The 11,690-nt window shown below is 44.9% G+C and carries 8 protein-coding genes and 3 pseudogenes; 4 read left to right on the top strand and 7 right to left on the bottom strand.

The window, feature by feature from the left end; all coding sequences use genetic code 11:
- Positions 1-21: 21 nt before the first annotated feature.
- Positions 22-1,563, top strand: a complete 1,542-nt coding sequence (locus KT99_RS06930) for a phosphoenolpyruvate carboxykinase (RefSeq protein WP_005498352.1) — start codon at positions 22-24, stop codon at positions 1,561-1,563.
- Positions 1,564-1,968: 405 nt separating this feature from the next.
- Here the strand turns inward: KT99_RS06930 and KT99_RS06925 are convergent, their stop codons facing one another.
- The 3 genes and pseudogenes from KT99_RS06925 to KT99_RS20620 all read right to left on the bottom strand — a co-directional run bounded on the left by KT99_RS06925 (position 1,969) and on the right by KT99_RS20620 (position 4,591).
- Complete coding sequence (locus tag KT99_RS06925; protein ID WP_005498351.1) at positions 1,969-2,625, bottom strand: DUF4937 domain-containing protein; 657 nt, start codon at positions 2,623-2,625, stop codon at positions 1,969-1,971.
- Between the two features lie 46 nt (positions 2,626-2,671).
- Positions 2,672-3,010, bottom strand: coding sequence for a hypothetical protein (locus KT99_RS06920; RefSeq protein WP_005498349.1), 339 nt, complete (start codon positions 3,008-3,010; stop codon positions 2,672-2,674).
- Positions 3,011-3,470: 460 nt separating this feature from the next.
- Positions 3,471-4,591, bottom strand: a pseudogene (locus KT99_RS20620) (ISAs1 family transposase).
- Between the two features lie 804 nt (positions 4,592-5,395).
- On the opposite strand from KT99_RS20620, the gene KT99_RS06900 reads away from it, so the two are divergent.
- A complete protein-coding gene (locus tag KT99_RS06900) occupies positions 5,396-7,243 on the top strand; it encodes a M14 family metallopeptidase (RefSeq protein WP_005498343.1) in 1,848 nt (615 codons plus the stop codon).
- Positions 7,244-7,353: 110 nt separating this feature from the next.
- On the opposite strand, the gene KT99_RS06895 is transcribed toward KT99_RS06900, so the two are convergent.
- Both KT99_RS06895 and KT99_RS20615 read right to left on the bottom strand, forming a co-directional pair.
- Positions 7,354-8,664, bottom strand: a complete 1,311-nt coding sequence (locus tag KT99_RS06895) for a TonB-dependent receptor domain-containing protein (protein WP_269764044.1) — start codon at positions 8,662-8,664, stop codon at positions 7,354-7,356.
- Positions 8,665-8,736: 72 nt separating this feature from the next.
- A pseudogene (locus tag KT99_RS20615) lies at positions 8,737-9,243 on the bottom strand (IS1595-like element ISSbe1 family transposase); the annotation flags it as partial.
- A gap of 77 nt (positions 9,244-9,320) precedes the next feature.
- On the opposite strand from KT99_RS20615, the pseudogene KT99_RS23530 reads away from it, so the two are divergent.
- Positions 9,321-10,090: pseudogene (locus KT99_RS23530) on the top strand (ISAs1 family transposase).
- A gap of 45 nt (positions 10,091-10,135) precedes the next feature.
- Positions 10,136-10,318, top strand: a complete 183-nt coding sequence (locus KT99_RS06880; RefSeq protein ID WP_005498335.1) for a hypothetical protein — start codon at positions 10,136-10,138, stop codon at positions 10,316-10,318.
- On the opposite strand, the gene KT99_RS06875 is transcribed toward KT99_RS06880, so the two are convergent.
- Positions 10,302-11,114 carry a phosphatase PAP2 family protein gene (locus KT99_RS06875; protein ID WP_050774322.1) on the bottom strand — a complete coding sequence of 271 codons (813 nt, stop codon included), beginning with the start codon at positions 11,112-11,114 and terminating at the stop codon, positions 10,302-10,304. The two genes, KT99_RS06880 and KT99_RS06875, sit on opposite strands and share 17 nt — an antisense overlap.
- 233 nt (positions 11,115-11,347) lie before the next feature.
- On the bottom strand, positions 11,348-11,614 hold the full coding sequence (locus KT99_RS06870) for a GIY-YIG nuclease family protein (protein ID WP_232504261.1): 267 nt from the start codon (positions 11,612-11,614) through the stop codon (positions 11,348-11,350).
- Between the last annotated feature and the right edge of the window lie 76 nt (positions 11,615-11,690).

Raw genomic sequence — 11,690 nt, 5'->3', positions numbered from 1 at the left:
CTCAAACATGGAGACCTTACTATGGCGGATGGATCAAAACTAACTCACCATAACCCTACGACCGCACAACTCATCGAGCTAGCCCTTGCCCGCGGCGAAGGTGAACTCACAGCTAATGGCGCGTTAGTCGTAAAGACAGGGGAACGCACAGGCCGCTCACCTAATGATCGCTTTATAGTCAAAGAGCCAAGTACAGCAGCCGATATCGATTGGGGCCCAGTGAACAAACCTTTCGAACAAGCTAAATTTACCGCCCTATGGCAGAAAGTAGAGGCCTATCTGGCCGATAAAGAGCTCTTTATTTCTGAGCTAGAAGTCGGTGCAGACCCTGAGCATTACCAGCCAATACGAGTCACCACAGAAACGGCATGGCACCAGCTATTTGCCCGCAACCTGTTTATTGTCCCTGAAGAGTTCAATGCCGCAGATAAGCCAGTTTGGCAGATCATCAATGCACCAGGTTTCGTCTGTGATCCCGACAGAGATGGCACATATTCAGATGCGACCGTTATCTTGAACTTTGCCGAACGTAAAGTGCTTCTTGCCGGCCTTAAGTATGCCGGTGAGATGAAGAAGTCTATGTTCTCGGTGCAAAACTTCCTACTCCCAGCCAAAGGCGTATTGCCAATGCATTGCTCGGCTAACGTAGGCAGAGATGGCGACACCACACTATTTTTCGGTCTGTCTGGCACAGGTAAGACTACGCTATCGGCCGATCCTAAGCGTTTCTTGATCGGTGATGACGAGCACGGTTGGGCACCAGGCGGTGTATTTAATATCGAAGGCGGTTGTTACGCAAAGTGTATCGATCTGAGCCAGAAGAATGAGCCGGTGATCTGGGACGCTATCCGCTTCGGTACCGTACTGGAAAACGTGGTCATGGATGAGAACCGAGTTCCGGACTACTCCAACTCGACACTCACAGAAAATAGCCGTGCGGCCTACCCGCTCGAGCATATTGAACTCAGAAAAGAGGAAAACTGCGGCGCCGAGCCACACGCGGTAGTCTTCTTAACCTGTGATGTATCAGGCGTGCTACCACCAGTATCACTACTGACCAAAGAGCAGGCCGCTTATCACTTTCTTTCGGGTTATACCGCTAAGGTTGGCTCGACCGAGATGGGCTCTAGCGCCGCGATTCAGTCGACCTTCTCCACCTGTTTTGGCGCACCTTTCTTCCCTCGTCCTGCCAGTGTCTATGCCGAGCTACTGATGGAGCGAATCGAATCATTCAGCAGTCAGGTATATCTGGTCAACACAGGTTGGACTGGCGGTCCACATGGTGTCGGTAGCCGTTTCGACATTCCCACGACTCGCGCCATTGTCGATGCGATTGTCAGTGGTGGGCTCAAAGATATAGAGACTGTGTACTTAGAAAAGCTAAACCTGAAAATTCCTGTCGCCATTCCAGGCGTCGAGACTAAGCTACTCAACCCAGTAAATACCTGGGAAGATAAGGCGCTATATGCCGAATATGCACAGAAACTAGCAGAGAGCTTCACGGCTAACTTCGAGAAGTATCAAGTATCGGATTCGATTAAGCATGCCGGACCTAATGCTTAATACGGTCTTTCTATTAGGTTATTTGTGATCTGATAGCTTTGCCGATTAATCCCAGTTTAGCTTTGGCTGGACTGGGATTTTTTATGTTTGTTGTTTGATATTTAACATTTAGTATTGAGTGTTATTTGATAGGTGGTTTATGGACCATAACTTCACTGTTATCTATCGCTTGCAGACACTTCGGTGAGACGCTGTAAACCCTTCCCTGGGCGCTCTGCGGTTTCCAATAACCTCCCGGTTAAACGGCCAATTCGGCATCCCTGCCTTTCGTTCGAAGAGTATCACTTCGCGATACCTCACCATGTAATCTAAGCTCACAGCCGCGCCTACACTGGATTTAAAAAACAGAGATGCTCTCTTCGAATTGAAGGGATATATATGACAGGCTAAAAACAAATGGAGAAGTTAAGGCGTTATTTGCCAGCTTGGTTCTGTTTGGATGTGGTAGCCTGAGATGGATTGGATTATGTCGGTGGCAGCTTGTTGCTTTAGGGCTGGGAAGTAATGGCTGGCGTAGTGACGATGAGCCGCTTCATTTTCCCAATAGGTAGTCACCAGATAACGCTGGGGTTTATCATTAAACAGCCATACCTGTCCGCCTAACATTCCCTCGACTCGCTGCATGCCCGGATTCCACAGCCTTGCCTGCTCTTTAATAAACTCATTGGCTTTTTCTGGGTCGATATAGCAATCGGCAATGCGAATAAAACCACAACCGACTTGACTATTACAGTGATGATTCTGATGTTGATTTAAAGCTGGAATACTCATCACCAGCCGTAAATAGGAGACAGAGATAGTGCTATAAGTTCCATCCTGATTAGTTTCCTCTGCGATAGGATCATGAGTCACCCTCATAAAATTTTTCACACTCTCCATATCACTCCAGCGAGCCAGAATCATCGCCTTACCGCTTGTCGACTTACCGCTAGATAAGTCCCAGCCACCTAGTTGAGAGATAAACCCCTGGCAGTGCGCCGTTGCTTGCCAGAGACTCTGGCCCTTGGAAAAATCGTCCCTGTTAGCAGCAGGGACTTCACATCGAATATATTTGGCAATCATCTTCGTTCCTTGAAATTGAAATTGAAATGACCATTTAAATGAGAGTTTAAAACAAGAAATCGATTCTTCTATGAACCAGCGAATCGGTAAAGCCTTCTATTTCAACATCATAATCCTGTCCAACTTCGATTCGATTATAGATAGCTTCCGTGGTGATAAAGCTCTCCTCTGGGGTAATAATATAGAAGGTTGGCACGCCCGAGCAGTTACCAGCAGAACAACCTTGGCTCCACTCTAGGTTTTTATTCTCAACTGTAATGTTGAGCACCTGATTACTGAGTTCAAACCAGCTGAATACAATGACCCCGAGCAAGATAAATGTAGGCACCAGAAACTTGGCAATGCGTGTCAGTCGCTTAAAATTTTCATCTTGATCTTGTTGCATATGTTTCCTTTTATTCTCGGCTAAAGCAGATCAACACCTAATAATCCAAATTGAAAATAAAGCTCAAAATGAAGATTCAACTAGCACATAGTTGAACCTACACCGGCAAGTAATGCAAAAGAGTTATCCTTTCGATGTAGCTTGTATCTTGACTGCCTTGCTACTTGATAGCGCCCTTAAAATGGTCAAAAAAACTATCTACTAAATGTTGAGGGACAAGAACTATAAACTATTTCCTGTTCTTATTTATTCGCTTATGAAGCTTCATTACTATCTGTGTTTTCAGAAAAAACCACCTTAAATGAACCAATGACAGCCCTAAAAACGGGATAAGCTAAAATCATCATTCCGAAGGCCACTGCAGGGTAGATTCCAAACATATCAATAGGGTCAGAGAAGCAACCACCTAAAAGGGTATTTAGGCACTCCCCGTAATACCCCAGGGCGACCGCATGAGTGTTTACTTTTTACTCATCTGAGCCAACCCTGCTCGTAACACCTTTTCTAAAAAGGATGTTTTCATCCACGCCCTTTTTTGTTTCGTTGGTATACTCACTTTTGTGGGCTCTGCTCTCAACATGTTTAGTGATGTTTGCCTAAGTATGGCCCAGTTTTCTGCGCCATTATCTTTATAAATCTGACAGTTATCCTCTTTTAAAGAAGCATCTAGTACCCAATGCAAGTTATTCTCAACCGCCCAGTGACTCCTAACGGCTTCACCAAAAGACTTCTCGTCTAACTTGGCAGAGATGATGTAATAGCGATATTCAAGGCTCGGTTCCTTGCCTTTCACCTGCCTATAACTCATTGCCATTCCTAATGTTTTAAGATTTGGCCACTCAGGAAAATTGGCTGAAATTTCTTTAGCACTCAAGACATGGTAGCTACGAGCCTCTAGTCGACCATGTTGCTTATTAAGCAATAGTTTTTTTGTGTCGATTGTCTGCATTTTGAAAAACTTGATTTTATGGCCTCATGCAATAAACCTTGATTCCCTTTAACCGCTAGTACATAGTCTGCTTTTTGCTCAATTATACTCTTCGCAATGCTCTTCTGGCAGCCCATGGCATCAATTGAAACCAGCGCACCTTTTAGTTCCAGTATTTTGATTAACTCAGGGATCGCCGTTATTTCATTCGATTTAGCATCGGTACGCACTTGGCCAATGACCATATTATTCGAGCAAGCAAATGCATTGACCATGTGAATAGTCGATTTACGATCATCACGGTCGTAAGAAGCTCTGAGGGTCTTACCATCAATAGCTATCAATTCACCATTACTTAATTTATTGACTGATTTCATCCAGTTAATAAAACACTGACTGAATTCCTGAGGTTTTATTCGAGCAATGATACGTGAGATAGTGTCATCAACTGGCACTCCTGATAACAGAAATCCATGTTTTTGAAACCAATCAAGGTGACCATCTGCGTACTCTTTAATGTCTTTCCAACCTTCAGCGCCAGCAATAACGGCGCATAGAGTCGCAAACAGAATATCAAACAATGGGTAAGTTATTTTAGCCGACTGGCGAGTATCATCTAACTGGCCAAAGTGCTGTTCAAAAGTGCTGTTCAAAAGTGCTGTTCAAAAGTGTCAATATTCATCATTTACTCTCACAAAAGAGAGTATAAGATCATAAAGTTAAATCAACGTCAAATCAGAGTTGAATTGGTCGAAATTTGTTCGCGATCTCGCCCTGCGTAATACCCCTCTTTCAAAGTACCAAAAAAGTAATCAAAACCAGCGGCGATTAGCCCTAACAATAGGGGAAAAACTAAAGAAACTATCCAATATGCGAAGAATTTTTTCACTGCACTCTCCAAGATCTTTGACATTTATATAATGCGCACTCGCACTTTCCTGTCTTTATTAATCAGTAATTTATCATTGTAAATATTATCTATCTACTTAATTTATAATATAAAATCATCTTTGATATTGAGTTAAAGTGCATTTTGAATTTTAATATATTTAGTTTCAATTACTTATGTAGCCTCTTATGAATACCCTAGTGTAGATGCGGCTGCGAGCTTCCAAAACAGGGTGAGGTATCACGCAGTTATACTCTCCGAACGTGAGGCTGGGATGCCGAACTGGCCGTTAAACATGGACGTTGTTTGAAATCGCATAGCCTACAGGGAGCCTACTCTTATGAAATCAAGAGCCGACGTCTCGCAGAACCTTCTCAAAATAAAGAGCGCACAACCCCCACCGGGCAGGTGATAAATAACCATGAAGGTACGACCTTCAATACACCACCCAATAACAGAAAGAGTGTCCCAACATAAAGTGGCCAAACTTTAAGATCCCCCCTTGTACTCATTACAATTTTAATGAAATATATCAGACTAAGAATAAGATCAATATTGAGTACCTAACATGCGTTTCAAACACTTATCAGCCACCATCTTGGTTAGCCTTGCGAGTTATTCCGCTATAGCTAACGATGAAGCAGCTTCTCAGCTAGCCGAGCCAAAAATCGCTAACACCTATATTAATGATAAAATACTGCCACCAGCTATCGAATGGCATGGCAAGAGTGAAGCCCTGCTTCTCGGTGCCGATGATGAATGGGCTACGCCCTTCGAGAAAAATGGCCTCAAGACTAGCCCAAATTATGCTGAAACTTTTGCCTGGTTGGATAAACTCGTAGCCCAAACAGACAAATTAAACAAGGTTAGCCTAGGTAAGAGCCCACAAGGACGGGATATCTGGATGATCATAGCCTCGAGCGAAGGTGCCGATACTCCAGCAGTATTAGCCGAGAACGGTAAGCCTAGCGTGCTGGTTCAGGCGGGGATTCACTCGGGCGAGATCGACGGTAAAGACGCGGGTATGATGTTACTGCGTGATATCGTTCTGGGTAATAAAGGTGCACTACTCGATAATGCCAACTTGTTGTTTGTACCTATTTTCAGTGTCGATGGCCACGAGCGCTCAAGCCAATACAATCGGGTAAACCAACGCGGCCCGGTAAATATGGGCTGGCGTACAACAGCTAATAACCTCAATTTAAACCGCGATTATGCCAAGGCCGATACATTAGAGATGCAACATATGCTACAAGCCATCAACGAATGGCAACCCGATCTCTATATCGATATACACGTCACCGATGGCATCGACTATCAGTATGATGTGACCTTCGGCTATAACCTACCACAGGGACTCAGCCCTGCTAGCTATGCCTGGTTAGAGAAGAGTTACCGTCCCGCCATCGAGTCGGCTCTCACTCGCCAAGGCCATATTCCCGGCCCCTTAGTCTTTGCCATAGATAACACAGATATCACTAAAGGCATGTCGCTGTGGAATCCCAGCCCTCGTTATTCCAATGGCTATGGTGATGCCAGACACCTGCCGACTATCTTGATAGAGAACCACAGCCTCAAACCCTACAAGCAGCGAGTGCTAGGGACCTATGTGATGCTCGAAGCGACACTGAAAATAGTGGGCCAGCAGGCCACTAAACTAAAATCAGCCATCAAGCAGGATAAATTCCGCTATCCGCCCAGAGTGACACTCACCTGGAAACAGGTGCAACAGAAGCAAAGCTGGGACTTTAAGGGCATGGAATACCGCATGGAAGCAAGCCCGATCAGCGGCAACGAGATCGTCAGATGGACCGGAGTTCCCAAGCTTTACCCTAACCTGCCCGTGATAGCTAATACAGTTCCGGACATCAGCGTGACTCGGCCAAGTGCTTACTATATTCCGCCACAGTGGACCGAAGTGATTGAGCGTTTGCAAATTCACGGCATCCGCATGACCAGGTTACACCAGCCGACAAAGATGAAACTGCAGCAATATGAACTGAGCTCCCCTAAGTTCAGCAGCAAGGATTATGAAGGCAGACAGACGGTGAAAGCCGAGGCAAGACTCGAGTCAATTGAGACCAAGCTGCCTAGCGGCACGGTAAGAATCGATACCCAGCAACCCTTGGGCGATCTGGCTATCTTACTACTCGAGCCGCAGTCGCCGGATTCACTGCTGCAGTGGGGATTTTTTAATCCGATATTCACCCGCACCGAATATATCGAAAATTATGCCGTAGAGCCTCTGGCGGCTCAGATGCTCAAGGATGACCCTAAGCTAAAGTTGGCATTCGACATAGCCCTGAAAGATGAAGAGTTTGCGGCAGACCCTAAGGCACGCCTGCGCTGGTTCTATGAGAGAAGCCCTTACTATGATAACCAGTACCAGAAGTACCCGGTATTAAGAGAAAAGTAACTCAGATCAAAGTAACTCAGAGCCTTATGCTACTCGGTATTACAGACAAAGAAAGACTCGCAATCAATGCGAGTCTTTTTTCCGGGATTTATCGGTTCGGATGTGAGGTATTAGTAATCCACACTGTATTCGAGCGCTAAACGTCGACCATAACCAGAAAACTGATTACGATATTTTTCCCAAACAACTTCTTTATTCATCTGCGACACCAGAGGCTGATAGTCTGCATTGAGCAAGTTATCTATGCCTAAGGTGATACGTCCATAGCCACCCGTATCGAAGGTAGAGATGAGATCCACTAAGGTATAGCCATCATAGGGCGACTCATAGTAGCTATAACCAGCCTCGCTTTCTGGGGCGTTCTTATCTCGATCACCTACATAGTTAACTTGCATGCGTACCGAAGCCATATCGTTAAATCGATAATCGGCATAGGCCGAGGCCTTGATTGGGGTGATTTTAGTGCCGTTCATCCAATAATCTACACCTGTCTCACTGTTGGTGCGTTTACCTTCAGATTGAGATACTGAAGTACCAATCTTTATCGCCTCGTTGATGCGATAATCCAGAGTAGCCTCGAAGCCCCAGACTTTCTCATCGGCAACCACCACGGCGGCAACACGTTTCGAAATTTGAGCATCGACATTGTAGTCATAGGCATAACCGTCTGTGATGTCGGAATAGAAGAAAGAGAGGCTCCCTTGCAGATCCTGATTATTGAAGCGTAGACCAGTTTCATAGTAGTTTGTTTGTGTAGCCGGGATGTCAGCAGAAAACTCGGCAACACTGTCTACCGGCATGTCTCTCAACATACGCATATCCGCATGAGAATAGCCTTGGGAGAAACTGGCAAAAACATCAGTAGAGTCATTCAAGCTATATACCAGACCTAAATTAACCAGAGGCTTATGGTACTTTAAGGTATCGCCTTGCTTCTCGCTGAGGATCCCCCTGCTGTATCTTTGATAATCAGGAACTTCTATCTCAAAGTTCTCATGGCGCAGACCAATTTGCAGAGTCAGATCATCGGTGATCTGATTCCAGTATTGAGCGAATGGACTCAACTTAGTCTCGGTAAGATCGCACACAGAGCAGATATATTGAGATTCAGTTATGGGAACCCCATTTGCGTCTAAGCTGAGAATGACATCACGATCTCTGCCTTGCTCGGTATTATCCTTACCGTATTCGAATCCATAGACTAAACGGCTACGGTTATCTATGGTCCACTGCATGGCAGCCTTAAAACCACTCCTGTCGGAGACAATCTCGGAGCCCGACTCATAGCCAACGTTTACCTTGCTCATATAAACCGAAAGACTTAATTGCTGGCCAAATATATCGTCATGATCATAGGTGACTTGTACTGTGCTTAGTTCTGTCGTCGGATTCGGTCCACTGTAGGGCTTAGTCTTATCGATTTCGACCAGGCCGTTTTCATCGTTGACACTACGTTTATAATGCAGCTTGTTCTCTATCTTGTAGTGACCTGATTACCCATGAGGCTCAGCCATCTTTAACAGTCTATATGGCATAGGTGGCGTTCTAACTGCCACACTCATAAATCGTGGCAATAATTCAGTTAGATTAAAACGCCGATTGAACCGATAACAAAACTCGCCAAGATATCGCGGTAGATACTCGGCGCTAATCGAGTGGTAAGCACCGTGCAAGGATATTTTAACATTACCTATCATTGTATTGACCCAACGAAAAGCTTCAATCTCTACACAACTCGCCCCTCCTCCAGTAACAAGACTAACGTGAGCACAGTGGGACTGTGTCACTGCTCGAAAACACGCCAATCCGTCCGATACTACAGTGCACCCATCTGATAGATGCATATCTGCCCAGTTCTTTATTTCTTGGGTCTTAAAACCATTCACAACATTCATATTCATGTGTAATGGCTGGCCATCATCGGTCAACGATATGGCTACTACGAAAGGTGTTTTGTTGCTGGAACCTCTTCCCGGTTTACCTCCATGCTGTTCGCCACCACGGCAAGATCATTATAAATTGAACTTTATGCTCAAGTAGCGATCAGATCACCAAATACTCTTTTTTGGTGATGTTAATGACTGCTACTTTTTTAAAACTTTTTGATTCGATTGCGGATCCCCGTATTGAGCGTTGTAAAAAACATAACTTATTAGATATTGTTTTACTCGCTATAAGTGCGGTTATGTCAGGCTCTGAAGGATGGGAAGACATTGAAAACTTTGGACATCTAAAGCTTGATTGGCTTCGTCAGTATCGTCCTTTTAAAGCAGGTATTCCTCGGCATGACACTATTGCCCGTGTTATCTGCCGATTAAAAGCGGATGAAAAAGAGATAGCAAAGCTAATCGTTAAGCAAAAGGCTGATTATATTCTAGCGCTTAAAGGTCATCATTCTGGTCTACAGGGTGAATTAAAACAAGACGTTGTCAGCAAGTGCTGGTTAATAAAAGTTGGTTAAATAATAAATATCAGTGGGTTGGCTTAAAAAGCATTATCAAAGTGACATCAGACGTACATGAAAAAACGACAGGTAAAGAAACCACTGAAACACGTTGGTACATTAGCTCATTAGATTTAAATGCAGAGCAGGCGTTATCTTCTGTGCGAAATCACTGGCAAGTAGAAAGTATGCATTGGGTGTTAGAGATGACATTCAGAGAAGATGAATCACGGATCCGTAAAGGCCGAGGTCCGCTTGCTTTTAATGTGATGAGAAAAATAGCAATGACCTTGTTCAAGCAAGACCAGACAAAACGCGCGAGTATAGTGGCCAAAAAGAAGATGGCAGGGTTGGACGACGAGTATCGCTCAACCCTGTTAGAGTCAGGGGTTAAAATGCGCTAGCCGTGCGCCCTATCCGGATGCATTATTAACGTTAATGGCGCCAGCATGGAGCCTCTGGAACACTGTCTACAGGTGATGCAACTCGATGCTAACGGGCTCAACGCTATGGTCGCCAATACGGGAGCAGGCTCACTGGAGATAATTGGGGTCGGTGGGCTTACAAATATCATACTCGATTCCAAGTCAGTTCAAAATTTTCACTTAGCTCAGATTATCCCTCTAGCTTAGCGGCTCTATGAGTTCGCTTCCAAAACTGCCAAATCAATCCTGCGCATACACTAAACCAGATCCACCTCAGCATGATCACTTGCCAAAATGCATCGGCATCATAACCTTTATCCAGTTCACAGAGCAGGATAACCACCAAGAGCACCAGGTAACTTCGCAACCTCAGTGTATCTGTGAGCTTCACTAGAGGAGCAAGTAATAGCGCACCATAAGCACACAAAGCACCGACGATAGCTCCCATGACAACATCCGCAGGCCAATGAGCCCCGACCATGATGCGTGAAGCACCCACAATTGCAGCGACGGCGATCAAACCCAACTTAACTTTATTGCACTTACTCACCAGGAAAATAGTTACCGCAAACAGAAAATCCGTCGCGGTATGGCCCGAGGGAAAGCTATTCGTATGCCGGGTCTCGCCTATAATATTTAAATATTCCAAGATCGCTGCGGGCCTGGGGGCCGCGAAATAATCTTTAATCAGAGGCACCATCAACAAAGAAAGTATGGCTGCAACCACCACTCTCAACGTGAGTTCGGGACGCTTGACCAGATAGCAGAGCACAATTACGCCTAGAGTAGTCCCATTACCTAGATCGGTAATAGCGCTGACCAACCAAGCGGGTAATCTAGCCCCCATAGCATTAATGCTCTGAAATAGAGATAAATTGGTCGCATCATTTAATGTAAGTACATGCACCACAAACAGTGCCAGTAGCAGAAATTGAAATCCATACCCTGTCATTTCACGAGATTGTAAGCTCCAAGTGCCTCGTGAAGAAATTCTGTTGTTCATAACGGACTCCGAATTTTTCATCGATGCCATTATATGAATCGAACGTGAAAATTCCGTGAATATGCTTGTAAAGCTTCAATTTATTACATACGCACATCTATGCTCTGCTACCCAGATCACATTTTGCACTATGTAAATATCAGAAAAGTCGTAGCCAGTATGCAACTCACTCGATACCAGAACCAGGACTAAGAGCAGATGGGCCATTAGGCGCTTTCTAAATGAGAGTCGAGTCAGGCATTAGCCTCAACAATCATGAGTAGTTTCTTCTGTCTGGACAATTTCTTAACGCTAATCTCTCGCTTTAATGCCTCTGAACGGTTGCCGACATTTTCACAATACGCCAAAGCGAGCGGCCCCTTGCCTCGAAGGAATTTAGCCGCCTTAATCCCCCCCGCCTGATGTTCCTTTAAGCGGCGCTCTATATCTGTAGTCACACCAGTATAGAGGTGGCCATTGCCGCAGCGGATCATGTATAACTTCCAATTAGACTCGACCACAATAACTCCATAACAATTAAATCAAGATGTGAGACCCAGTGTCCACTTTACCTGGATCATATCAAGCTAGGTGCTA

It is taken from the genome of Shewanella benthica KT99 (assembly GCF_000172075.1).
Taxonomy (GTDB): domain Bacteria; phylum Pseudomonadota; class Gammaproteobacteria; order Enterobacterales; family Shewanellaceae; genus Shewanella; species Shewanella benthica_A.
This window is presented reverse-complemented; position numbering and strand designations above follow the sequence as displayed.